Here is a 23231-nt window from a genome sequence, read left to right as displayed (position 1 = left end):
TCACAGCCGCTGGCATGTGGCCCGGTCATGGTCCAGTCTGCCGAACCCCCGTGAGAGTCCTGTGGAGGGACCGGGCGGAGGCGTCGGTGAGCGCGGCGATCTGGTCGACGAGCACCCGCTTGCGGGCCCGGTCGTCGGGCGCCGCCTCGTGCAGCGCGCGGAACTGCGGCTCCAGGCCCTCGGGGGCGCGGGCGGTGAGCGCGGCGGCGAGTTCGGCGATGACGATCCGCTGGTCGGCGCGGATGGCCTCCTGCTCGGCGCGCTGCATGACGTAACGGTCGGCGACGGCCTTGAGGACGGCGCACTCGTGCCGGACCTCGCGCGGGACGATGAGTGCGGCGCCGTACCTGCCGAGCCGCCCGGGGCCGTACGCGGCGTGGGTCGCGGCCTCCGCCGCCAGGCAGAACCTGCCGATGAGCTGGCTCGTCGCGTCCTTCAGCCGGGCCTGGGCGACCGCGCTGCCGTCGTAGCCGCGCGGCCACCACTCCTGGGCGGTGAGCCGGTCCAGGGCGTCGGAGAGCTCCTGCGGATCGGTGTCCGCCGGGACGTAGCGCCCGATGGCGACCTCCCAGATCTGCGCGCGCTCCGGCGCGGAGAAGAGACAGCCGGGGTCGATGTGCCCCGCGTGCAGTCCGTCCTCGAAGTCGTGCACGGAGTAGGCGACGTCGTCGGACCAGTCCATGACCTGGGCCTCGAAGCAGGTGCCGTCCTGCGGTGCGCCCTTGCGGATCCAGGCGAAGACCGGCAGGTCGTCCTCGTACACCCCGAACTTCGGGGAGGAGGGGTCCACCGGATGCGCGCCCCTGGACCAGGGGTACTTGGTGGCGGCGTCCAGGGCGGCGCGGGTCAGGTTGAGGCCCACGCTGACCAGCTCACCGCTGCGCGGATCGCGGACGAAGCGCTTGGGTTCGATGCGGGTCAGCAGGCGCAGCGACTGGGCGTTGCCCTCGAAGCCGCCGCAGTCCGACGCGAAGTCGTTGAGCGCCTGTTCGCCGTTGTGACCGAAGGGAGGGTGGCCCATGTCGTGGGAGAGACAGGCCGTCTCCACCAGATCGGGGTCGCAGCCGAGGGCCGCACCGAGCTCCCGGCCGACCTGGGCGCACTCCAGGGAGTGCGTGAGCCGGGTGCGGGGGCTGGCGTCCCAGGCCCGTCCGCGGGTTCCCGGTGTGACGACCTGGGTCTTGCCGGCGAGCCTGCGCAGGGCGGCGGAGTGCAGCACACGCGCGCGGTCGCGCTGGAACGCGGTGCGGCCGGGCCGTTTGTCGGGCTCGGTGTCCCAGCGCTCGGTGTCGGCGGGTCCGTAGGGCGTGGCCCTGGGGTCGTGCGTACCGTCCATGCCCTCGACAGTAATCGTCCGGGCTGACAGGAAGGGTCAGGCGGAGGCCAGGAGCGGGGTGTGGGTCAGGGCACCGTGGACGGACGCGGTGCCGGTCAGGGCCTGGTCGTAGCGGTGCAGCAGGAGGCGTGCCATGCCCGGGTGGGCGCCGAGCGGCTCGGCGGCGATCCCCGGTGCGGCGGCGGCCGAGACGGTCGCGAAGCGGCCGGGCGCCGTGAAGTAGGAGGCGACGGCGATCCGGTGACACCCCCGGGCGGTGAGGGCCCGGAGGGCGGCCGGCACGGTGGGGGCGGCGGCCGAGGCGTAGGCGGGGACGACGGGTACGCCGCCGAGGCGGTCGCTGAGCAGGGCGGCGGTGCGGCGGGCGTCGACGTCCGAGTCGGGGTCGCGGGACCCGGCGGCGGCGAGCACGACGCCCGCGCCGCGGCTCGCGGTGTCCTCGTCGCGCCACCCGGCCTCGACGAGCCGCTCGTACAGGACCTCGACGAGCAGGGGGTGCGGTCCGAGCGGCGCCGCGACGCGGGTCCGCAGGTGGCGCGCGGCCGAGGCGGCGAGGGGCAGGTCGTGACGGACGTGGTGGCCCCGGCCGAGCAGCAGCGGGACGAGGACGGCGTCGCCGCGCCCGATGCCGTCCAGTGTGTCCGGCAGCAGGGGCTCGTTCAGCTCGATGTGACCGAGGCGGACGTCGAGACCGGGCCGCAGCTCCCGCACCCGGTCCAGGAGCTCCAGGACGGTGCGCAGGGCCTGCGGGTCCCGGCTGCCGTGCGCGACGGCGACCAGGGTGGGGGCTGAGCTGCGGGTCAGGTGCATGGGCCTGCGGGTTCCGTTCAGGGAGACGAGACTGAGCTGGCTTCCGAGCTGGGAGGTGATGCGGGTCAGGAGTTGCGCCGTGCTGTCGAGGGACAGGGGCTCACCGATGTGTTCCGATGCCGTCTCCGTCATGAACCGATGGTGAAGGCCGGACGTTGCCGGGCCGTTTCGCACCGGTGACGGGTGTTTGCCGCTGTCTCACGGGAGGGGGGCACTCACTGTCAGTACCTGTTCACACCGGTGCGAACCTTTTGCGTCCGCCGTTCGTCCCCTTCTTCGAGGATCGGGGACGAGCGCGGGGGGCGCCGCATGGGGCTGCTGGGAAAACGGGGGGAACGCGCGTCCGCGCGGGCAGGGGGGTTGCTCGCGACCGCGTGGACCCGGGTGAGGCCCGCCCTCGCCCGGGCACGGCTGCCGCGGAGCCGGCGGGGACAGCGACGGCTGGCGCAGGCGCTGATGGTCGCCTGCGCGGTGGCGCTGGCACCCGCGGCCTGGCTGTACACCACGGCCGACGCGCGGGTGCGCACGACCGCCGACGCACCGGCGCGGCAGGTCGCCGTGGTGTTCGGGGCCGGGCTGTGGCAGGGCAGGCCGTCGCCGTATCTCGCGCACCGGCTGGACGCCGCCGCCGAGCTGTACCGGACGGGGAAGGTGCGGGTCGTCCTCGTCACCGGGGACAACAGCCGCGTGGAGTACGACGAGCCGGACGCCATGCGCACGTATCTGACCGGACGCGGGGTGCCGGACGGGCGGATCGTCAGCGACCACGCGGGGTTCGACACCTGGGACTCCTGTGTCCGGGCGAAGAAGATCTTCGGAGTCGACCGGGCCGTCCTGGTGAGCCAGGGCTTCCACATACGCCGGGCGATCGCCCTGTGCCGGTCCGCGGGCATCGACGCGTACGGGGTTGGGGTCGACGCCGTACACGATGTGACCTGGTACTACGGCGGGACGCGGGAGGTCCTCGCGGCGGGCAAGGCGCTCCTGGACGCGGTCTTCGAGCCTGATCCGCACTTCCTGGGCCCACGGGAGACGGGGGTCTCCGAGGCGCTCGCGGCCGACCTCACCGTGCCGGGCGGGGCGGGCTGAGGTGCGTGTACCCGGTGCGTAACCGGACGCACCGGTCCCCGTAATACCGGGCTCGCACGCTGGGACCATGGCCAGCCTTGAGACGTCCACCCACTGCCCGTACTGCGCCCTCCAGTGCGGGATGAAGCTGCGACCGGTCACCGACGGCGCGGTGGTCGAGGTCGTGGAGCGTACGGACTTCCCCGTCAACCGGGGCGCGCTCTGCGGGAAGGGCCGCACCGCCCCGGCCGTGCTCGCCGCCGGGGTGCGTCTCACCGGACCGCTCGTACGCGACGAGGGCGGTGAGCTGGTCCCGGCCGGATGGGACGAGGCGCTGGAGAGGATCGCCGACGGGCTGCGCGGGACACGGGCGGAGCACGGCGCGGACGCCGTGGGCGTGTTCGGCGGCGGCGGGCTCACCAACGAGAAGGCGTACGCCCTCGGGAAGTTCGCCCGGGTGGTGCTCGGCACCTCGCAGATCGACTACAACGGCCGCTTCTGCATGTCCTCGGCCGCCGCGGCGCACCAGCGGGCCTTCGGGCTCGACCGGGGACTGCCGTTCCCGCTGGAGGACATCCCGAGGACCGGGTGCGTGATCCTGGTCGGCTCGAACCTCGCGGAGACGATGCCGCCGGCCCTGCGCTACCTCACCGAACTGCGGGAGAACGGCGGCCGGCTGATCGTCATCGACCCCCGCCGGACCAGGACGGCGGAACAGGCGGATCTGCATCTGGCCCCCCGGCCGGGCACGGACCTGGCCCTCGCCCTCGGCATGCTGCACCTGGTCGTGGCGGACGGCCGGGTGGACGAGGACTTCGTACGCACCAGGACGAGCGGCTGGGACGAGGCCAGGGCGGGCGCCATGGCGCACTGGCCCGAGCTGGTGGAGCGGCTCACCGGAGTGCCCGTCCCGCAGCTTCGGGAGGCCGTCGAGCTGTTCTGCGGCGCGGAGAGCGGGATGGTGCTCACCGCCCGGGGCCCCGAGCAGCAGGCGAAGGGCACGGACACGGTGGGGGCCTGGATCAACTTCTGCCTGGCCACCGGCCGCGCGGGCCGCCCGCTGTCCGGCTACGGCTGCCTGACCGGCCAGGGCAACGGCCAGGGGGGCCGGGAGCACGGCCAGAAGGCCGACCAGCTGCCGGGCTACCGCAAGCTCACGGACCCTGCCGCGCGCCGGCACGTGGCCGGCGTGTGGGGCGTCGACCCCGACACCCTCCCGGGGCCGGGACGCAGCGCGTACGAACTGCTGGACGCGCTGGGGCGGGACGTGCGGTCGCTGCTGGTCATGGGATCCAACCCGGTGGTCTCGGCGCCGCACGCGGGGCACGTCGAGGAGCGGCTGAAGTCGCTGGACTTCCTGGCGGTCGCCGACGTGGTGCTGTCGGAGACGGCCGCGCTGGCCGACGTGGTGCTGCCGGTGACGCAGTGGGCCGAGGAGACGGGGACGACGACCAACCTGGAGGGCCGGGTGCTGCTGCGTCAGCGGGCGGTCACGCCTCCGGAGGGGGTACGGAGCGACCTGGAGGTGCTGAACGCGCTGGCCGCCCTCCTGGGACACGGGAAGGGTTTCCCGGCCGGCCCCGAGGAGGTCTTCGACGAGCTGCGCAGGGCCTCGGCGGGCGGCGCCGCGGACTACGCGGGCATCACCTACGCCCGGATCACGGCGGAGGACGGGGTGTTCTGGCCCTGTCCCGGCGAGGACCACCCCGGGACGCCGCGGCTGTTCCTGGAGCGGTTCGCGACGGACGACGGGCGGGCCAGGTTCGTCCCGGTCACGCACCGCCCGGCCGCGGAGGAGACGGACACCGAGTACCCGGTGGTGCTGACCACCGGGCGGGTCGTGTCCCAGTACCAGTCCGGGGCGCAGACCCGCCGGGTGGCCGAGCTGAACGCCGCGGCGCCGGGGCCGTTCGTGGAGCTCCACCCTCGGCTGGCGGAGCGGATCGGGGTGGCGGAGGGCGACACCGTGGCGGTCACCTCGCGACGCGGGCGGGCGGTGGCACCGGCCAGGATCACGTCGGCGATCCGGCAGGACACGGTGTTCATGCCGTTCCACTGGCCGGGCGAGGGGCGGGCCAACTCCCTGACCAACCCCGCGCTCGACCCGGTGTCGCGGATGCCGGAGTTCAAGGTGTGCGCGGTGCGGGTGGAGGCCGCCGGGTGAGCCAGTTGCCGCCGGGCACGAGTGTGCCGCCGGTGCGCAGCGAGCGGGCGACGGCACCGGCCGCGAGGTAGACCCAGGCCCGGACGGGCACGGCGGTCCCGGACACGGCCTGCCCCAGAAGGGCGGGGCGGGCCATCCGTTCGTACAGGTTGCGCGGGTGGCCGGGGCCCAGGTACTGCTCCAGGTCGTCCAGGAGCCCGAGCAGTTCGGCGTACGCCGAGGGGTCGGCGGTGACCAGCGAGCCGTGGACCGTGCCGTGGCCCTCGACGGCGTACGGATAGCCGGGGCCCTCGTAGAGGAGGGCGCCCGGCAGCACCGCGGGCTGCTCCGCGCGCGTACGGCCGCGCAGGAAGCGGTCGTGGTTGCGCTCGCCGGGGAGCAGCGTGCCGTAGACGAAGAACGGCAGCTGGGAGCCGGCTGCCGGGGCGTCCGCCGGCACGGCCCTGGGGCCGGTCGCCCGAACACTGCCGGGGCCGGTCCCCGGGCCTGACCCGGCCTGCGCGTCGGGCGGCGAGCCGGTCACAGGGCGGCTGTGGGGGCCGTCTCCGCCGACACCCAGGCCAGATAGCGTGCGCTGCCGCGGACCACCGGGGTCGCGATGATCTCGGGTGTCTCGTAGTCGTGGGCGGCGACGAGGTGGGCCTCCAGCTCGTCGTAGCGGTGCGGGGTCGTCTTGAACAGCACCTGCCACTCCTCACCGGTCTCGACGGCGCCCTCCCACCGGTAGACCGAGGTGACGGGCCCCGAGATCTGGGCACAGGCGGCCAGCCTGGCGTCCACCGCCCCCCTCGCCAGGGCCCGGGCCTTCTCCTCGCTGTCCGTCGTGGTCAGTACGGTCAGCCCTGCGGGCTCGGTCATTCCCGGTCTCCTCGTGCTCTGGGCGGGCGCGGCCCCTCGATTGTCGGCCAGCGCGGCGTCAGCTGCCGTACGGATGCCGGTTCCTGGCGTCGCGCAGGGCCCGGCCCCACCAGACCAGCTGGTCGAGCATCCTCTTGGCCGCCCCGTCGGCCTGGGCCGGGTCCCGGTGCCTGCCCCGGTCGTCGAAGAGGGCGCCCGCGTTGTGGAAGGAGACGGTGTCGCGCACGGAGACGGCGTGGAGCTCCGCGAAGACCTGGCGCAGGTGCTCGACGGCCCGCAGACCGCCGGAGACCCCGCCGTACGACACGAACGCGACGGGCTTGGCCTGCCATTCGGCGAAGTGGCGGTCGATCAGGCTCTTCAGCGGGGCGGGGTAGGAATGGTTGTACTCGGGTGTGAGGACGACGAAGGCGTCCGCGCGGGCCAGGTGCGGGACGGCACGGGCGGTGGGGGCGGCCGGAGGTTCGGTCTCCGCCACGTCGATCAGTTCGGTCTCGATGCCGGGGTGCCCGGCGGCGCGGGCCAGGAACCAGTCGGCGACGACGGGCCCGAAGCGGCCCTCGCGGTTGCTGCCGAGGATGACGGCCATCTTCAGCGGGGCGGCGGACGGGAGGGGCGAGGTGGTGAGGTCCATGCACGGCAGACTCACACCTCAACCATGATTGAGGTCAACTGGCACGTTCTACCGTGGTGCCATGACGCCTTCCGCTCCCGCCCCGTACGTCGAGTTCGACGGCCGCCCCGCCACCGGGGACGACCTGCTGATCCCGGCCTTCGCCGGCTACGGCCACTTCACCGCGATGCAGGTCAGGGACCGTACGGTGCGCGGCCTGCCCCTGCATCTGGACCGCCTGGACGCGGCGAACCGGGAGTTGTTCGGGCTGCCCCTGGACCGGGAACGGGTGCGGGGACTGATCGGGCACGCGCTCGACGGCGCCGGGATGCGGGACGCGTCGGTACGGGTGCACGGCTTCCTGCCGCCGGGCAGCGAGGAGACGGTGCCGATGGTGGCCGTACGGGAACCGGCGCACATGACCGGTGCGCCCCGGAGCCTGATGTCGGTGCCGTACGCGCGCTCCGTGCCGCACATCAAACGCCCCGGTGAGTTCGGCCAGATGTACTACGGGCGGCTGGCCGAGCGCTCGGGCTTCGACGAGGCCCTGCTGACCGCGCCCGGCGGCCTGGTCACCGAGGGGTCGATCACCAACATAGGCTTCTGGGACGGCACTTCGGTGGTCTGGCCGGACGCGCCCGCACTGACGGGCATCACCATGGCGCTGCTGGAGACCGGACTCGCACGGGCGGAGCGCCCCTCGGCGAGGCGCCCGGTGACGCTGGACGCGGTGGGCACCTACCGCGCGGCGTTCGTCACCAACTCGCAGGGCATCGCACCGGTGAGCCGCATCGACTCCACCACCTTCGCCCTCGACGAGGAGCTGATGGACCTGCTGGAGCAGGTGTACGAGGCCGCCCCCGGCGAGACCGTCTGAGCGGCCGGGGCGCGTACGGGACCATGGGACTCATGCAGATCCACATCGAGGCCTCCGCGCTTCCGGGCCGCACCTGCGCCCCCGGCACCGCCTTCGCCGACTTCGGGAACATCCATGTCGGTGTCCAGCGCAAGGACCGGCCCGGCGAACTGCTCGGCCTGCACCCGGGCGACGCGGCGCGCGCCGCCTGGACCCTGGACTGCGTCACCGCCCGCACCCCGGAGGGCGTCGAGGTCTCGGGTCCGTACATCCAGAACAGACTCGGCGGGCACTTCGTCTATCTGTCCTGGGGCACCGTGGACCCCGCCGGGACCTTCACCATGTTCCGGCGCGCCAAGCTGATGCTGAGCGACGTCGCACCCGAGGTCGTCGAGGCGGCTGCGCTGTCCGGACACCTCACCGCACGGTTGCGCCTGACCGACGACAGAGGGCTGCCCCGGTGCGCCCGCGTGCGCCCACCGGACATCACCTGGTCCGCCACGGACGGGAGAAGCGCGGGCGAAGGCCCGGCCTGACGCGGAGGGAACGGCCGGACGGAGGCGGAGGCGGAGGCGGAGGCGGGGACACCGTCCGAAGCCCCGAGCCGGACGCGGAGGAGCACCACCCGGAACTCGAGCCGGACGCGACACCGCCCTCACCGGTCCCAGGGGGGGGTGGACCGGTGAGGGCGGTTGTCGGGGGGCCGGCGGGGGGGGGCCGTCCCGTGGGGGGGTGCATGGACCGTGTGCCCGGCCTCTCACCATCCATGTGCGTGACCTGCGTCACACCCGCTCGGCGGAGGGGTCACCCGATCGGCACCGGCGGCCCGTGCGGCTCTCCCGCACCGCCTCGACCTGCACGGGACGGAGGAGCCGGGCGCGCTCCACGGGGCCGGACGGGTGAAAGCTGACCAGGTGTCAACGTGCAGCAGCCGGGCGGGGCCCGTTACCTCGGAGGCAGGACACATCCGTCTGCCCGGAGGATTCCCATGCGCAGCCCCGCCCGCCTCGTGACCGGTACCGCCGCCGCGGCCCTCACCGCCGCCGCGCTCGGACTCACCGCCGCCCCGTCCGCCCACGCGGACGGTTTCGGCAGATCCGGGCCGGCCGTGGCGGCGACGGCCGCCCCCGTACCGGCGGAGTGCGGCCCCGGGGCCGTGGACGGCGACACGGCGGCCCCCTGCGACAGCACCGGGGAGACGTCGGAGGACCTGGAAGCACCCGGCGGTACGGGCGCCCTCGACGACCTGACCGCCCCCGGCAGCCCGGCCGACGAGGACCTGAGCGCCCCTGCTCCCGAGGACCTCGGCGCCCCCGGCGACCTGGCGGCGGACGAACCGGAGACGGCCGAAAGCCTCTCCGCGCTCCCCGGCTCCCTCTGGTCCGAGACCGGCGAGGAGGAGGCCGCGACCGCCCCGGCGGAGACGGGAGCGGGGGACGAGGCCGGTGCCACGGTGCCCGGCACCCGGCCCGCGCCCCTGACCCCTCCCGGAGCCGACCCCACCGGCCCGGGGTCCGCGAAGCCGCCCGTCCGCCCGCCGGGGAACCGGCCGACGGCGCAGCCGAGCCGCCCCTCCGGGCACGTCGACACGGGGGTGGGCGGCAGCGCCGCCCCCGACACCGCACAGCTCGCCACGGGCGCGGGCCTCGTCGCGGCTGCGACCGTCGGCGGCGTCCTGCTCCTGCGCAGGCGGCGCGCGGACGGCACACGGCACTGAGACCAGACCGAGCCACGGAAGGCGGCGACGTGGACAGGACGGCACTGAGGGCCAGGGCCTGGCTGGCGGGCATCGTCGCACTGTGCGGCCTCTGGCTGGTGCACAACGGTGCGGCCGGCCGGCTCATGGCACCCCAGCCGTCCACCGCGGAGGCCTTCGCGGCGGGGCCCGAGCTCCGTCCGGGCTCACCGGTCGCCGAGCCGCTGCGCCCCGCCGCACCGGTACGGATCCGCATCCCCCGTATCGGAGTGGACGCGCCCATGACGGGGCTCGCGCTGGGCGCGGACGGCCGGCTCGACGCACCGCCCGCCGACGACCGCAACCTGGCCGGCTGGTTCGAGGACGGCACTCCCCCGGGCGCGGAGGGCGCGGCGATCGTCGCGGGACACGTCGACAACGCCGAGGGGCCCTCCGTCTTCTACGGTCTCGGCTCACTGAAGAAGGGGGCCCGGGTCGAGATCGACCGCCGCGACGGCCGCACGGCCGTCTTCTCCGTGGACGCGGTCGAGGTGTACGAGAACGACGACTTCCCGGACAAGCGGGTCTACGGCAGCACGCCCCATGCCTCGCTGCGGCTGATCACCTGTGGCGGCGGCTGGACCCGCGAGACGGGCTACCTGGGCAACGTCGTGGCGTACGCCCACCTGACGGAGGTGCGGTGAGCGGGCCGTCCGTGCGCCGACCGCGCTTGCGTGCGTGACGCGCCCGGCCACTGTCGTGATCAACCCGTCCGCGCGTGGGATCAGCCCGTCCGCGCGTGGGATCAGCCCGTCGGCGCGTGATCGGCCCGGGCGGGGGGAGCGACGGTGATCAGGCCGTCCACTGGTCGAAGCCGAGCTTGGCCACGAGCGAGAACACCACGACCAGCAGGACACCCCGGACGAAGTCGCTGCCCTTCCTGAGGGCCATCCGCGCCCCGAACATCCCGCCCGCCAGATTGAATACGGCCATCAGCGCGGCCAGCTGCCACAGGACGGTGCCCTGGTAGGCGAACATCGCCAGCGCGCCGCCGTTGGTGCAGACGTTCACGATCTTGGCGGTGGCGGACGCGGTGACCAGGTCGAGGTGGAGCACGGCGGTCAGGGCGAGCACCAGGAAGGTGCCCGTGCCCGGCCCGAACAACCCGTCGTAGAAGCCGATGCCGCCGCCGACCAGCACGATCGCGGTGACCGTGCGGGCCCTGGTGACCTTCCGGCCGGTGCCGTCCCCCGCCGCCGCCGTGCCGAAGGACGGCCTCAGCAGCACGAACGCCGCGACGCCGAGCAGTACGACCATGATCACCGGGCGGAGCACGTCACTGCTGATGCCCGCCGCGAAGAAGGCGCCGGTCATCGACCCGGCGAGCGCCATCAGCCCGATGCGTACGGCGGTCCCGACCTGGACCGGCGCCTTGCGTACGTAGGTGACGGCGGCCCCCGACGTGCCGACGATGGCCACCGCCTTGTTGGTGCCCAGGACGTGCGCGGCCGGGACGTGCGGGAGGCCGAGCAGGAGGGCGGGCAGGAGGAGCAGCCCGCCGCCGCCCACCACCGCGTCGATCCAGCCGGCCGCCGCCGCGGCCAGACAGAGGAGGATCAGGGTGGTGAGGGTGATCTCAGGCATGCCCGGACCTTAGACAGATGGTGGGTACACCGTCCAACCGGCCGTGCCCCGGCCCTCACAGAGCGCGTACGGACGCGCTGAGCGCAAGGTTCCTCCCGGGAAACAGGAGGGATGCGGTCGGGTAACACCCGCCGCGCACTCTCGTCGGTATGAGGACACGGACGGAGAACGCGGCGCGGGTGGTGGTGATCGGCGCCGGGATGGCGGGCGCACGGCTCGCCGCCCGGGTCCCCGGGGTGACCGTCATCGGTGAGGAGGCCCACGCACCGTACAACAGGGTGCTGCTGGCCGAGGTGCTCGCCGGCCGGTACGAGCCGGACGTCATCGCACTGCCGCCCGCCGAGGTGCGGCGCGGGGTGCGCGTGGTGCGGATCGACCGGGCGGACCGGCAGGTGCTCTGCGACGACGGCAGTGTCGTCGGCTACGAGCACCTGGTGCTGGCCACCGGCTCCAACCCGGTGCTGCCGCCGCTGCGGGGCCTGGGTCACATGCTGCCGGACGGGGTGCATCCCTTCCGCACCCTCGACGACTGCCTGACCCTGCGCGCGGCCGTACGCCCCGGAGTGCGCGCCGTCGTGATCGGCGGCGGGCTCCTCGGGGTGTCGGCCGCACGCGCACTGGCGGAGTGCGGCGCCCAGGTGGTGCTGGCCCAGCAGGGCGAGCACCTCATGGAGCGCCAGCTGGACGCCGAGGCGGCCGGGATGCTGCGCCACCACCTGGAGTCCCTCGGGGTCGAGGTGCACACCGAGTGCCGGGTGCGCGGACTGCGCTGCACCGACGGGGACACCCCGGCGGTGCGGGCCGTGGAACTCGCCGACGGCTACGAGCTGGAGGCCGAGATCACGGTCCTGACCTGCGGCGTCCGTCCCCGGACGGGTCTCGCGCAGGCCGCCGGGCTCGATGTCCGCAAGGGCGTCGTCGTGGACGACGAGCTGCGCACCTCGGACCCGTACATCCACGCGGTCGGCGACTGCGCCGAACACGACGGGACGGTCTACGGGCTGGCGGGCGCGGCGCTCGAACAGGCCGACGTGCTGGCCGAGGTGCTGGCGGGACGGCCCGCGCGTTACGGGGGCACCCGGGCCCTGACCCGGCTCACCCTGCGCTCCCCCTCCGCCGCGCCCGTCCCTGCCGGAACCACCGGAGCCGCCGTCGTCTCCGGGACGCCCGGCGGACTCGACCTGGCCGCCTTCGGCGACTCCCGGCCGATGCCCGGCGACGACGTGATCCGGCTGGCCGACGCCACCCGGGGCGCGTACCGCACGGTCGTCGTCCGGGGCGACCGGCTGGCGGGCGGGGTGCTGTTCGGCGATCTCGCCGCGGTCGGCACCCTCGCCCGGACCTGGCAGGACGACGAACCCCTCCCCGCCGACATGTCCCTGCTCCACCTGCTCACCAACGACGGAGGCTTCTGATGCCGGTGTCCACTCCCCCGACCGCCCCCACCGCAGGCGTGCCGACGATCGTGGTCGTCGGGCACGGCATGGTCGGACAGCGGTTCCTGGAAGCGCTCGCCGACCGCGGCCTGACCTCCGCCGCGGGCACCGCGAGGGTGGTGGTGCTCTGCGAGGAGCCCCGCCCCGCGTACGACCGGGTGCAGCTGACCTCGTACTTCTCCGGGAAGACTCCGGAGGACCTCTCGCTGGTCGAGGCGGGCTTCATGGAGCGCCACGGCATCGAGCTGCGCGTCGGCGACCCGGCGGAGAGCGTCGACCGTAAGGCGCGCACCGTCACCGCCCGCTCCGGTGAGACCTTCTCCTACGACACGCTGGTGCTGGCCACCGGCTCGTACCCCTTCGTCCCGCCGGTCCCCGGCAAGGACGCCGAGGGCTGCTTCGTCTACCGCACCATCGAGGACCTCCTCGCGATCGAGGAGTACGCGAAGACCGCGAAAACCGGTGCGGTCGTCGGCGGCGGGCTCCTCGGCCTGGAGGCGGCGGGCGCCCTGAAGGGGCTCGGACTCGACACGCACGTCGTGGAGTTCGCACCCCGGCTGATGCCGGTCCAGGTCGACGAGGGCGGTGGCGCCGCGCTGCTGCGCACCATCGAGAACATGGGGCTGACCGTCCACACGGGTGTCGGCACCCAGGAGGTCACCGCGGGCGAGGACGGCAGGGTCGACGGCATGTCCCTGTCGGACGGCTCCTCGCTGGAGACCGACCTCGTCGTCTTCTCCGCCGGCGTGCGCCCCCGGGACCAGCTGGCCCGCGACTGCGGTCTGGCGGTCGGTCCGCGCGGCGGCATCGTCGTCGACGAGGAGTGCCGCACCTCCGACAGCCACGTCTTCGCGATCGGTGAGTGCGCGCTGGCCTCGGACGGCCGGGTCTACGGACTGGTGGCGCCGGGTTACGAGATGGCGCTGGCGGTCGCCGACGTCATCGCGGGCGACGCGGGCTCCTTCACCGGCGCCGACCTCTCGACCAAGCTGAAGCTGCTCGGGGTGGACGTCGCCTCCTTCGGGGACGCGCACGGCACCGCCGAGGGCTGCCTCGACGTGGTGTACGCCGACTCCCGCTCCGGGGTCTACAAGAAGCTGGTGATCGGCCAGGACGGCACCCTGCTCGGCGGAGTCCTGGTCGGCGACGCCGACCAGTACGGCACGCTGCGGCCGATGACCGGCACGGTCCTCCCGGTCGCTCCCGAGCAGCTCGTGCTCCCGGCCGGCGCGGGCGGCCCGGTCACCCTCGGCCCGTCCTCGCTTCCCGACGAGGCCGTGATCTGCTCCTGCCACAACGTCACCAAGGGCGCGATCTGCGAGCACACCACGCTGCCCGAGGTGAAGAAGTGCACCAAGGCCGGTACCGGCTGCGGCAGCTGCGTGAAGGTCATCGGACAGCTCCTGCCGCAGCCCGAGGACCAGGGGCTGTGCGGCTGCTTCGCGTACACCCGCAGCGAGCTGTACGAGATCGTCCGCACCCTCGGGGTCACGACGTACGCCTCCCTCCTCGACTCGCACGGCCGTGAGGCGGCACGCGGCGGTGACGGCTGCGAGGTCTGCAAGCCCACGGTCGGTTCGATCATCGCCTCGCTGGCCCCGACGGTCGGTGCGAGCGGCTACGTCCTGGACGGCGAGCAGGCGGCACTCCAGGACACCAACGACCACTTCCTGGCCAACCTCCAGCGCAACGGCTCGTACTCCGTCGTACCCCGCATCCCCGGCGGTGAGATCACCCCGGAGAAGCTGATCGTGATCGGCGAGGTGGCCCGCGACTTCGGTCTCTACACCAAGATCACGGGAGGGCAGCGGATCGACCTCTTCGGCGCCCGGGTGGACCAGCTGCCGCTGATCTGGACCCGGCTGGTGGACGCCGGGTTCGAATCCGGCCACGCGTACGGGAAGTCCCTGCGCACGGTCAAGTCCTGCGTGGGAGAGACCTGGTGCCGCTACGGCGTGCAGGACTCGGTCAGGATGGCCATCGATCTGGAGCTGCGCTACCGCGGCCTGCGCTCCCCGCACAAGCTGAAGTCGGCGGTCTCGGGCTGCGCCCGTGAGTGCGCGGAGGCGCGCGGCAAGGACTTCGGCATCATCGCCACGGCCCAGGGCTGGAACCTCTACGTGGGCGGCAACGGCGGCGCCACCCCGCGCCACGCGGACCTGCTCGCCCAGGACCTGTCCGATGCCGAACTGGTGCGCCTCATCGACCGGTTCCTGATGTTCTACATCCGCACGGCGGACCGCCTGGAGCGCACCTCGACCTGGCTCGACCGGATCGAAGGCGGCCTGGACCACGTGCGGGACGTCGTCGTCCACGACTCGCTCGGCCTCTGCGACGAGCTGGAGCGGCTGATGGCCGACCACGTCGCCGGCTACCGGGACGAGTGGGCCGCGACCATCGACGACCCGGAGCGGCTGCGGCGCTTCGTGACCTTCGTCAACGCCCCGGACGCCCCCGACCCCTCGGTCAAGTTCGTCCCGGAGCGCGACCAGGTCAAGCCCGACCTGGAGATCCTCGCGGGCCCGGTGCTCGCCATCCGTACCCTTGAAGGGACCTCTTCCTGATGACGACCCAGACGATGGAAACGGCGCAGGACACCCGGACGATCCAGCTCGCGGACGGGGACGGCTGGCTCACGGTCTGCGACCGTGCGCTGCTGACTCCGGGCCGCGGGGTGGCGGCGCTCCTCCCGGACGGCCGGCAGGTGGCGCTGTTCGTGGACCGGGCGGGGCGCGCGTACGCGATCGACAACCGCGACCCGTTCACCGGGGCGTACGTCCTGTCCCGGGGCCTGATCGGCTCCGCGGCGGGCCGGCCGTTCGTCGCGTCCCCCCTCCTGAAGCAGCGCTTCGACCTGGAGACGGGCGCCTGCCTGGACGACGACGAGGTCACGGTGCCGGTCTTCGCGGTCCGCGCCGACTGACTGCGGACCGTTCACCTGGAGTTGACGCTGCGTCAACTGGGTCCCTCTACTGTCCTGACGTTCCACCCGCCGGGCCGACCGGACCGGCGGGCCGGCACGTCACCCGTGGAGTGATCGTGGAACGTCGGACCTTCTTGCGCACGGCCGTGATCGGCAGCTCGGCAGCAGCATTCGGCGGCACCCTCTGGCGGGGTGCCGCCTTCGCCGATCCCGCCCAGCCCGCCACCGGGCCCTACGGCGCGCTGCAGGCGGCCAACAGCAACGGCATCCTCCTGCCGAGCGGCTTCACCAGCAGGATCATCGCCCGCTCGGGGCAGACCGTCCCCGGGACCTCGTACACCTGGCACAGCGCACCGGACGGCGGTGCCACCTTCACCGACGGCAGCGGCTGGATCTACGTCTCCAACGCCGAGGTGTCCTCGGGCAGCGGCGGCGGGGCGAGCGCGGTGCGCTTCGACTCCTCCGGGAACGTCACCTCCGCCTACCGCATCCTGTCCGGCACCAACAACAACTGCGCGGGCGGCAGGACCCCGTGGAACACCTGGCTGTCCTGCGAGGAGGTCACGCGCGGCTACGTTCACGAGACCGACCCGTGGGGCGTGAACGCCGCGGTCCAGCGCCCCGCGCTGGGCCGCTTCAAGCACGAGGCGGCGGCGGCCGACCCCGACCACGGTTACGTCTACCTGACCGAGGACGAGACGGACGGCCGCTTCTACCGCTTCCGTCCCACCACCTGGGGCAACCTCGCGAGCGGCACGCTCCAGGTGCTGGTGGCCGGGACGGGCACCAGCGGCCCGGTGACCTGGACGACGGTCCCCGACCCGGACGGCTCCCCCACGCAGACGCGCTACCAGGTCTCCGGCGCCAAGGTCTTCAACGGTGGTGAGGGCTGCTTCTACGCGGCGGGCACCTGCTGGTTCACCACCAAGGGCGACAACCGGGTGTGGGCGTACGACGCGAACACCTCGTCCCTCTCGCTCGTCTACGACGACTCGCTCGTCACGAGCGGCAGCGCCCCGCTGACGGGTGTCGACAACGTCACCCGCGCCGTCTCCGGCGACCTGTACGTCGCGGAGGACGGCGGCAGCATGGAGATCTGCCTGATCACCCCCGACGACACCGTCGCCCCGTTCCTGCGGATCAACGGCCAGTCCTCCTCGGAGATCACCGGCCCCGCCTTCTCCCCGGACGGCAAGCGGCTCTACTTCTCCTCGCAGCGCGGGACGAGCGGCAGCTCGTCGGGCGGCATCACCTACGAGGTCACGGGGCCGTTCCGGTCCTGACGGGAGGCGGGGAGGCCGGCACGGGCTCCACCCGGCGGCGGCCTCCCCGTACCGGCGTTCAGGCCTGTCCCTCGACGGCGGCCTGGTCCATCCACACGACCTCCCAGATGTGGCCGTCGGGGTCCTGGAACGAGCGGCCGTACATGAAGCCCTCGTCCATGGGGTCGTTGGCGGGCGAGCCGCCGTTGGCCAGCGCGGTGTCGGCCATCTCGTCGACCTTCTCGCGGCTCTCGGCGCTCAGGGCGAGAAGGACCTCGGTCGTCCTCCCGGCGTCGGCGATCTCCTTCTTCGTGAACTCCTTGAAGCGCGGCTCGGTGATGAGCATCGAGAAGATCGTGTCGCTGATGACCAGGCACGCCGTCGTCTCGTCGCTGAACTGCGGGTTGAAGCCGAAGCCGAGCTTCGAGAAGAAGTTCTTCGACGCCTCCAGGTCCTTGACCGGCAGGTTCACGAAGATCATCTGAGGCTGAGTCATGATCGTTCCACTCTTCCGTCCGGCACCCTGCGGTGCTCCCCCGGCGCTCCCTGCGAGCGCTCACGAGGGGTAGACGGCGGCGGCCCGCAGAACTCATCGCTCCGGGCGCGGAAGATCCTCCCGGGGCGGCCCCCAGCCACTTCACGAGCCCGCCGGGTCAGGACACGGCGAGCGGCGCCCCGCCCCTGAGCAGGGCCGCGCCCAGCGGGGTGAGCGTGTGCAGGACCGAGCTGCCGTGGCGCAGGGTGCGGACCAGCCCCGCCTCGCGCAGCACACAGGCGTGCTGGCTCGCCGAGGCGAGGGACACCCCGGTCCTGCGGGCCAGCTCGCTCGTCGTACAGCCCTGGCCTATGGAGCGCAGGACGGTCGAGCGGGTGTGGCCCACGAGCCGGCCGAGCCACGGGCCCGGCTCGGCGAAGACCGGGGCGCCGGGGTGGGTGACGGGGTAGACGAGCACCGGCGGCAGGCCCGGGTCGCGGTAGACGACGGGCGTGCCACGGCAGAAGTACGACGGCTGGAGCAGCAGGCCCCGTCCGTCCAGCCGCAGCTCCCGGTCGACGGGGTAGTCGGCCTCCAGCACGGGCGCGCGCCAGCGGATCATGGAGGGCAGGCCGGCGAGCAGCTCGTCCGCGCCGCCGTCCAGCAGCGCGCGTCCCCGGACGGCCCGGTCGGCGTCGACGCAGGCGCGGATGTGCGGCCAGTAGGGCTCGACCGCCGCGCGGTGGTAGTCCCGCAGCGTGGTGATGAGGCGGCCCAGGGGCTCCGCACGGCCCTCGGCGAGCGCCTCCAGCAGCGCGGCGCCGGACGGGGCCCCCGCGGACCCCCGCCGCGCCCGGGGAGCCTGTTCGGCCAGGAGGGCGGCTTCCTCGCGGATGCGGTCCGCAGGAGTGTCGCGCAGCGCCTCCATTCCCGCGTCGAGACCGAATGGCTCGGCGCCGCCCCGAGAAGGCGTCAGGAAGTCGGGGAAATAACCGCGAGGTGGAACGACCGTGGCCAGCAGACGTGCTTCACCATTCAACCGGGCACGGGATTCCGTTCGCCATTTCCCGAACACCGTGGAACCCCGCCTGTCCCTCAGTCGGTGGAAACTGAGAACGGTTTCCCACATCGCGTCCGGCCTCGTGGCCATCCGCACACGCGAAAGGTCCACCCCGGACACATGGATACGCAGCACCGAACCCCCTGTTGCACCCGCAATTCCCCCTGTCGAAGGGTATGCGGGGCGTCACAGGAGGTCACCACGGGGTTTCGGCCACAGTTGAAATGCCTCGCCCGCATCGGCGCCACCCGAAAAGCTGTACGACGTCGGGTACGCATCCGGCGTCACCGAATGAGCGGGTGAGGGCCGTGGGGGGCTTCGCCCGTTCGGCGGCGGTGAGCGCCGGTGCGGCTCCGTACCCGGCGGCGGTAAGCGGGTGCGGCCCGGGGATGGGGATCCCCGGGCCGCACCCCTGTGAGGCGTCCCGGATTTGCGCACCGAACGCTGAAAAGAATCAAACGTGAACGGTTCGCCATTCAATTGACGAAGCGGCGGCACCCCCGCACAGGGTGCCGCCGCTTCCTGGTAATCCGGCTCCGCCGTCGGACCGATGAGGGTCGATGTCGTCCGGCGGCGGCACCGGAGTCGTGCCGGGGCCGTGGGGCCCGGTCTCAGCGGCTGTCGCTGCCCCTGGATTCGGCGGCGGCCCTGCCCGCCTCCAGCCGCGCGACGGGAATGCGGAACGGCGAGCAGGAGACGTAGTCGAGGCCCACCTCGTGGAAGAAGTGCACCGACTCGGGGTCTCCGCCGTGCTCACCGCAGATGCCGAGCTTGAGGTCGGGGCGGGTGGCCCGGCCGGCCTCCACGGCGCTGCGTACGAGCGCGCCGACACCGTCCTTGTCGATCGTCTCGAACGGCGACACCCCGAAGATGCCCTTCTCCAGGTACGCCGTGAAGAACGAGGCCTCCACGTCGTCGCGGGAGAAGCCCCACACCGTCTGGGTGAGGTCGTTGGTGCCGAAGGAGAAGAACTGTGCGGCCTCCGCGATCTGACCGGCGGTCAGCGCGGCGCGGGGCAGCTCGATCATCGTGCCGATCTTCAACCTCAGCTCCGTGCCCGTGGCCTCCTCGACCTCCGCGATGACCCGGTCGGCCTCCTCGCGGACGATCTCCAGCTCCTGGACCGTCCCGACGAGCGGGATCATGATCTCGGCGCGCGGGTCACCCTTGGCGTTCTTGCGGTGCGCCGCCGCTTCCGCGATCGCCCGCACCTGCATCGCGAAGAGACCCGGGATGACCAGGCCGAGACGGACACCGCGCAGCCCCAGCATCGGGTTCTGCTCGTGGAGCTTGTGCACGGCCTGGAGCAGCCGCAGATCGTTCTCGTTGGCGTCCTTGCGGGACTCGGCGAGCGCGACCCGCACGGAGAGCTCGGTGATGTCGGGCAGGAACTCGTGCAGCGGCGGGTCGAGCAGCCGGACGGTGACGGGGAGCCCGTCCATCGACTCGAACAGCTCGATGAAGTCGGCCTTCTGGAGCGGCAGCAGGGCGTCCAGCGCGGCCTCGCGCTCGTCGTCGGTGTCCGCGAGGATCAGCTTCTCGACCATCTCGCGGCGCTCACCGAGGAACATGTGCTCGGTGCGGCACAGGCCGATGCCCTGGGCGCCGAAGCGCCGGGCCCTGGAGGCGTCCTCGGCGTTGTCCGCGTTGGCCCGCACGCGCAGCCGGCGCACCCGGTCCGCGTACGCCATGATCCGGTGCACGGCGGCGACGAGCTCGTCGGCGTCGTCGGCACCCGCGTGCATGCGGCCCTCGAAGTACTCGACGACCGGGGACGGTACGACGGGTACCTCGCCGAGGTACACCTTGCCGGTGGAGCCGTCGACGGAGACGAGGTCGCCCTCCTCCACGACGGTGTCCCCGACGGTCAGCCGGCGGCGCTTGGTGTCGACCTCGATCTCCTCGGCGCCGCAGACACAGGTCTTGCCCATGCCCCGGGCGACGACGGCGGCGTGCGAGGTCTTGCCGCCGCGCGAGGTCAGGATGCCCTCGGCGGCGATCATGCCGTCGAGGTCGTCGGGGTTGGTCTCCCGGCGGATGAGGATGACCTTCTCGCCCGACCGCGACCACTTGACGGCGGTGTACGAGTCGAAGACGGCCTTGCCCACGGCCGCGCCGGGCGAGGCGGCGATGCCACGCCCCAGCAGCACGCTGGCGGCACTGTGGTCGAAGCGCGGGAACATCAGCTGCGCGAGCTGTGCGCCGTTGACCCGCTGGAGCGCCTCGGCCTCGTCGATGAGGCCCTGGTCGACGAGCTGGGTGGCGATGCGGAAGGCGGCACCGGCGGTCCGCTTGCCGACCCGGGTCTGGAGCATCCAGAGCTGGCCGCGCTCGATGGTGAACTCGATGTCGCAGAGATCCTTGTAGTGGGTCTCCAGCGTCTCCATGATCTTCATCAGCTGGTCGTACGACGCCTTGTCGATCGACTCCAGCTCGGCGAGCGCCACCGTGTTGCGGATACCGGCGACGACGTCCTCACCCTGGGCGTTCTGCAGGTAGTCCCCGTAGACGCCCTGGTGGCCACTGGCCGGGTCACGGGTGAAGGCGACGCCCGTACCCGAGTCAGGGCCGAGGTTGCCGAAGACCATGGAGCAGATGTTGACGGCCGTGCCGAGGTCGCCCGGGATGCGCTCCTGGCGGCGGTAGAGCTTGGCCCGGTCGGTGTTCCACGAGTCGAAGACCGCCTTTATGGCCAGGTCCATCTGCTCGCGCGGGTCCTGCGGGAAGTCCCGCCCGGCGTCCCGGGTGACGATCTTCTTGAACTGCTCGACCAGCTTCTTCAGGTCCGCCGCGTCCAGGTCCACGTCGACCGTGACGCCCTTGGCCTCCTTGGCGGCCTCCAGGGCCTCCTCGAAGAGGTCGCCGTCGACACCGAGCACGGTCTTGCCGAACATCTGGATGAGGCGCCGGTAGGAGTCCCAGGCGAAGCGCTCGTCGCCGGCCTGCGCGGCGAGGCCCACGACCGAGGCGTCGGAGAGACCGATGTTCAGGACCGTGTCCATCATCCCGGGCATGGAGAACTTCGCACCGGACCGGACGGAGACCAGCAGCGGGTCGTCGGCCTGGCCCAGCGTCTTGCCCATCCGCCGCTCGAGCGCCGCGAGGTGCGCACCGACCTCGTCGCGCAGCTCCGCGGGCTCCTCACCGCTGTCGAGGTAGACCTTGCAGGCCTCGGTCGTGATGGTGAAGCCGGGAGGGACCGGCAGCCCGAGGTTGGTCATCTCGGCGAGGTTGGCACCCTTGCCGCCCAGAAGATCCTTCAGATCCTTGTTGCCCTCGGTGAAGTCGTAGACGAACTTCTGGGGGTCTTTGTTTTCCGACACGGGTCTCGACTCCTCGAGGACGCGGTGGCTGCCCTGACGGCGAGGAACATACCCAGATCGAAGGTGTCTGGGTACGGCCACGTGCGCGTCATGAGGTCTCAACCACCCGTCCGCCAGCAGATCGAAAGTGACACACGGACGGCGGGTGAGGCGAGCATGCATTCACCACTTGAAGGCAACCACACGCAGCGTGCGCATGCAGGGGCGCGAAGCACACGCGGAGTCACCGATGGCTCGATCGATCAAAGTAAAGCGGGTTGGCACCCAGTGCCATCATTTGAGAAGTACAGCAAGCCTTTGAGCGCTCATCTGAGCCAAACCCTCCTCAGGGGTGGCGAGAATCACGCCGTCCACTCCGCTCAGATGTCACCATCCGGACGCCCCTGAGGCGCCACCTCTTCACCTGAAAGTCACGAGTCAGAGGCACAGAGTGACGTGCGGTCGCTCAAGGAGAGGGATCGTGCACACCTTTCAGCCGTTCCCGGGGGCGCACGCCGAAGTGGACGGCAAAAGCCCGCTCAAATGAGCGGGCTCAGGTCCGGGGCACTCGGTGCCCTTCGAGCGGGCGCGTGCTCAGCCGCCCGAGGTGTCCAGCTCCGCGTCGGCGCTCACGCCCGCGCAGTCGTACGGGTCCTTGAGCCAGCCGTCCGGCAGCGCCACACGGTTGTTGCCGGACGTCCGCCCCCGGGGGCCGTCCGCGCCGTCCGGCCAGGGCTGGTCGAGGTCGAGTTCCTGGAGCTGGCCGCCGAGCTCCTCCAGCGAGGAGGTGACCGCGAGCCTCCTGCGCATGTCCGAGCCGACCGCGAAGCCCTTGAGGTACCAGGCGACGTGCTTGCGGAAGTCGATCACGCCACGGCTCTCGTCACCGATCCACTCCCCCAGGAGCGTCGCGTGGCGCAGCATGACGTCCGCGACCTGGCGCAGGGTGGGCGCCTGCCTCGTCCCGGTGCCTTCGAAGGCGCTGACCAGGTCGCCGAAGAGCCAGGGGCGTCCCAGGCAGCCGCGGCCGACGACCACGCCGTCGCAGCCTGTCTCGCGCATCATCCGCAGGGCGTCGTCGGCGCACCAGATGTCGCCGTTGCCGAGGACGGGGATCTCCGGGACGTGCTCCTTGAGCCGTGCGATGGCGTCCCAGTCCGCGGTGCCGCCGTAGTGCTGGGCGGTGGTCCTGCCGTGCAGGGCGACGGCCGTGATGCCCTCCTCGACGGCGATACGGCCGGCGTCGAGGAAGGTGATGTGGTCGTCGTCGATGCCCTTGCGCATCTTGATGGTGACCGGGATCTCGCCCGCCTGTGCCACGGCCTCACGGAGGATGGCCCGGAGCAGGGGCCGCTTGTACGGGAGCGCGGAGCCTCCGCCCTTGCGGGTGACCTTGGGGACGGGACAGCCGAAGTTCAGGTCGATGTGGTCGGCGAGGTCCTCGTCCACGATCATGCGGACCGCCTTGCCGACGGTGACCGGGTCCACTCCGTACAGCTGGATCGAGCGCGGGGTCTCGCTCGCGTCGAAGTGGATGAGCTGCATGGTCTTCTCGTTGCGCTCGACCAGCGCCCGCGTCGTGATCATCTCGCTGACGAACAGCCCCTTGCCGCCGGAGAACTCGCGGCACAGGGTGCGGAAGGGCGCGTTGGTGATGCCGGCCATGGGGGCGAGCACGACCGGCGGCTGCACGGTGTGCGGGCCGATCCGGAGCAGCGGGAGGGAGGGGGCGAGCGTGGTCATTGCCCC

20 protein-coding genes are annotated in these 23231 nt (G+C 72.5%); 10 read left to right on the top strand and 10 right to left on the bottom strand.

Going from position 1 to position 23231, the window contains the following annotated elements:
* Nucleotides 1-25: 25 nt before the first annotated feature.
* Together ACFY8O_RS09175 and ACFY8O_RS09170 are read right to left on the bottom strand one after the other, a co-directional pair.
* A complete protein-coding gene (locus tag ACFY8O_RS09175; RefSeq protein ID WP_387900238.1) occupies nt 26-1336 on the bottom strand; it encodes a deoxyguanosinetriphosphate triphosphohydrolase in 1311 nt (436 codons plus the stop codon).
* Nucleotides 1337-1372: 36 nt separating this feature from the next.
* Nucleotides 1373-2278, bottom strand: a complete 906-nt coding sequence (locus ACFY8O_RS09170) for a sirohydrochlorin chelatase (RefSeq protein WP_387900237.1) — start codon at nt 2276-2278, stop codon at nt 1373-1375.
* Nucleotides 2279-2455: 177 nt separating this feature from the next.
* Between ACFY8O_RS09170 and ACFY8O_RS09165 the strand changes: the two genes are divergently transcribed.
* Both ACFY8O_RS09165 and ACFY8O_RS09160 read left to right on the top strand, forming a co-directional pair.
* Nucleotides 2456-3235 (top strand): SanA/YdcF family protein, encoded by a 780-nt coding sequence (locus ACFY8O_RS09165; RefSeq protein WP_387900235.1) that lies wholly within the window; start codon nt 2456-2458, stop codon nt 3233-3235.
* A gap of 67 nt (nt 3236-3302) precedes the next feature.
* On the top strand, nt 3303-5378 hold the full coding sequence (locus ACFY8O_RS09160) for a molybdopterin oxidoreductase family protein (protein ID WP_145801652.1): 2076 nt from the start codon (nt 3303-3305) through the stop codon (nt 5376-5378).
* On the opposite strand, the gene ACFY8O_RS09155 is transcribed toward ACFY8O_RS09160, so the two are convergent.
* From ACFY8O_RS09155 to ACFY8O_RS09145, 3 genes are all read right to left on the bottom strand, one after another.
* A complete protein-coding gene (locus tag ACFY8O_RS09155) occupies nt 5341-5817 on the bottom strand; it encodes a gamma-glutamylcyclotransferase family protein (protein WP_387901065.1) in 477 nt (158 codons plus the stop codon). The two genes, ACFY8O_RS09160 and ACFY8O_RS09155, sit on opposite strands and share 38 nt — an antisense overlap.
* Before the next feature lie 80 nt (nt 5818-5897).
* Entirely contained in the window at nt 5898-6236 is a 339-nt protein-coding gene (gene cutA, locus ACFY8O_RS09150) for a divalent-cation tolerance protein CutA (protein ID WP_145801651.1), read from the bottom strand.
* Nucleotides 6237-6294: 58 nt separating this feature from the next.
* The gene (locus ACFY8O_RS09145) at nt 6295-6870 is read right to left on the bottom strand and encodes an NADPH-dependent FMN reductase (RefSeq protein ID WP_387900232.1); all 576 of its coding nucleotides are present in this window, start codon (nt 6868-6870) and stop codon (nt 6295-6297) included.
* A 61-nt stretch (nt 6871-6931) separates the two neighbouring features.
* Here ACFY8O_RS09145 and ACFY8O_RS09140 point away from each other — a divergent pair, with 61 nt between their 5' ends.
* The 4 genes from ACFY8O_RS09140 to ACFY8O_RS09125 all read left to right on the top strand — a co-directional run bounded on the left by ACFY8O_RS09140 (nt 6932) and on the right by ACFY8O_RS09125 (nt 10084).
* Nucleotides 6932-7726 (top strand): aminotransferase class IV family protein, encoded by a 795-nt coding sequence (locus tag ACFY8O_RS09140; RefSeq protein ID WP_387900230.1) that lies wholly within the window; start codon nt 6932-6934, stop codon nt 7724-7726.
* 32 nt (nt 7727-7758) lie between these two features.
* The gene (locus tag ACFY8O_RS09135; RefSeq protein WP_387900228.1) at nt 7759-8241 is read left to right on the top strand and encodes a DUF5990 family protein; all 483 of its coding nucleotides are present in this window, start codon (nt 7759-7761) and stop codon (nt 8239-8241) included.
* Between the two features lie 452 nt (nt 8242-8693).
* Nucleotides 8694-9422: a hypothetical protein gene (locus ACFY8O_RS09130; protein ID WP_387900226.1), complete on the top strand. Its 729-nt coding sequence runs from the start codon at nt 8694-8696 to the stop codon at nt 9420-9422.
* A 29-nt stretch (nt 9423-9451) separates the two neighbouring features.
* Nucleotides 9452-10084, top strand: a complete 633-nt coding sequence (locus ACFY8O_RS09125; RefSeq protein ID WP_387900224.1) for a class F sortase — start codon at nt 9452-9454, stop codon at nt 10082-10084.
* Nucleotides 10085-10232: 148 nt separating this feature from the next.
* Here the strand turns inward: ACFY8O_RS09125 and ACFY8O_RS09120 are convergent, their stop codons facing one another.
* A complete protein-coding gene (locus tag ACFY8O_RS09120) occupies nt 10233-11024 on the bottom strand; it encodes a sulfite exporter TauE/SafE family protein (RefSeq protein ID WP_387900222.1) in 792 nt (263 codons plus the stop codon).
* A gap of 149 nt (nt 11025-11173) precedes the next feature.
* Between ACFY8O_RS09120 and ACFY8O_RS09115 the strand changes: the two genes are divergently transcribed.
* The 4 genes from ACFY8O_RS09115 (at nt 11174) to ACFY8O_RS09100 (ending at nt 16666) form a co-directional block, all read left to right on the top strand.
* Nucleotides 11174-12439, top strand: a complete 1266-nt coding sequence (locus tag ACFY8O_RS09115) for an NAD(P)/FAD-dependent oxidoreductase (protein WP_145801643.1) — start codon at nt 11174-11176, stop codon at nt 12437-12439.
* Nucleotides 12439-15024 (top strand): nitrite reductase large subunit NirB, encoded by a 2586-nt coding sequence (gene nirB / locus ACFY8O_RS09110; protein WP_387900220.1) that lies wholly within the window; start codon nt 12439-12441, stop codon nt 15022-15024. Before ACFY8O_RS09115 ends, nirB begins: the two co-directional genes overlap by 1 nt.
* Nucleotides 15024-15383 (top strand): nitrite reductase small subunit NirD, encoded by a 360-nt coding sequence (gene nirD / locus ACFY8O_RS09105; RefSeq protein WP_145801641.1) that lies wholly within the window; start codon nt 15024-15026, stop codon nt 15381-15383. Before nirB ends, nirD begins: the two co-directional genes overlap by 1 nt.
* 116 nt (nt 15384-15499) lie before the next feature.
* Nucleotides 15500-16666, top strand: a complete 1167-nt coding sequence (locus ACFY8O_RS09100; protein ID WP_145801639.1) for an alkaline phosphatase PhoX — start codon at nt 15500-15502, stop codon at nt 16664-16666.
* A 58-nt stretch (nt 16667-16724) separates the two neighbouring features.
* Here ACFY8O_RS09100 and ACFY8O_RS09095 read toward each other — a convergent pair whose 3' ends face one another.
* The 4 genes from ACFY8O_RS09095 to dusB form a co-directional block, all read right to left on the bottom strand.
* Nucleotides 16725-17141, bottom strand: a complete 417-nt coding sequence (locus ACFY8O_RS09095; protein ID WP_387900217.1) for a VOC family protein — start codon at nt 17139-17141, stop codon at nt 16725-16727.
* A 157-nt stretch (nt 17142-17298) separates the two neighbouring features.
* Nucleotides 17299-18315 (bottom strand): ArsR/SmtB family transcription factor, encoded by a 1017-nt coding sequence (locus tag ACFY8O_RS09090; protein WP_387900215.1) that lies wholly within the window; start codon nt 18313-18315, stop codon nt 17299-17301.
* Between the two features lie 476 nt (nt 18316-18791).
* Nucleotides 18792-21503 carry a pyruvate, phosphate dikinase gene (ppdK, locus tag ACFY8O_RS09085; RefSeq protein WP_145801636.1) on the bottom strand — a complete coding sequence of 904 codons (2712 nt, stop codon included), beginning with the start codon at nt 21501-21503 and terminating at the stop codon, nt 18792-18794.
* Nucleotides 21504-22076: 573 nt separating this feature from the next.
* Nucleotides 22077-23225, bottom strand: coding sequence for a tRNA dihydrouridine synthase DusB (dusB, locus tag ACFY8O_RS09080; protein WP_387900213.1), 1149 nt, complete (start codon nt 23223-23225; stop codon nt 22077-22079).
* Between the last annotated feature and the right edge of the window lie 6 nt (nt 23226-23231).

The organism is Streptomyces argenteolus, assembly GCF_042902585.1.
Lineage (GTDB): Bacteria > Actinomycetota > Actinomycetes > Streptomycetales > Streptomycetaceae > Streptomyces > Streptomyces argenteolus.
This window is presented reverse-complemented; position numbering and strand designations above follow the sequence as displayed.

Bases quoted from the DNA above. Each gene is read 5' to 3' on its own strand.
- ACFY8O_RS09175 (WP_387900238.1), bottom strand. From the start codon at position 1,336: ATGGACGGTACGCACGACCCCAGGGCCACGCCCTACGGACCCGCCGAC.
- ACFY8O_RS09170 (WP_387900237.1), bottom strand. From the start codon at position 2,278: ATGACGGAGACGGCATCGGAACACATCGGTGAGCCCCTGTCCCTCGAC.
- ACFY8O_RS09165 (WP_387900235.1), top strand. From the start codon at position 2,456: ATGGGGCTGCTGGGAAAACGGGGGGAACGCGCGTCCGCGCGGGCAGGG.
- ACFY8O_RS09160 (WP_145801652.1), top strand. From the start codon at position 3,303: ATGGCCAGCCTTGAGACGTCCACCCACTGCCCGTACTGCGCCCTCCAG.
- cutA (WP_145801651.1), bottom strand. From the start codon at position 6,236: ATGACCGAGCCCGCAGGGCTGACCGTACTGACCACGACGGACAGCGAG.
- ACFY8O_RS09145 (WP_387900232.1), bottom strand. From the start codon at position 6,870: ATGGACCTCACCACCTCGCCCCTCCCGTCCGCCGCCCCGCTGAAGATG.
- ACFY8O_RS09140 (WP_387900230.1), top strand. From the start codon at position 6,932: ATGACGCCTTCCGCTCCCGCCCCGTACGTCGAGTTCGACGGCCGCCCC.
- ACFY8O_RS09135 (WP_387900228.1), top strand. From the start codon at position 7,759: ATGCAGATCCACATCGAGGCCTCCGCGCTTCCGGGCCGCACCTGCGCC.
- ACFY8O_RS09130 (WP_387900226.1), top strand. From the start codon at position 8,694: ATGCGCAGCCCCGCCCGCCTCGTGACCGGTACCGCCGCCGCGGCCCTC.
- ACFY8O_RS09120 (WP_387900222.1), bottom strand. From the start codon at position 11,024: ATGCCTGAGATCACCCTCACCACCCTGATCCTCCTCTGTCTGGCCGCG.
- ACFY8O_RS09115 (WP_145801643.1), top strand. From the start codon at position 11,174: ATGAGGACACGGACGGAGAACGCGGCGCGGGTGGTGGTGATCGGCGCC.
- nirB (WP_387900220.1), top strand. From the start codon at position 12,439: ATGCCGGTGTCCACTCCCCCGACCGCCCCCACCGCAGGCGTGCCGACG.
- nirD (WP_145801641.1), top strand. From the start codon at position 15,024: ATGACGACCCAGACGATGGAAACGGCGCAGGACACCCGGACGATCCAG.
- ACFY8O_RS09095 (WP_387900217.1), bottom strand. From the start codon at position 17,141: ATGACTCAGCCTCAGATGATCTTCGTGAACCTGCCGGTCAAGGACCTG.
- dusB (WP_387900213.1), bottom strand. From the start codon at position 23,225: ATGACCACGCTCGCCCCCTCCCTCCCGCTGCTCCGGATCGGCCCGCAC.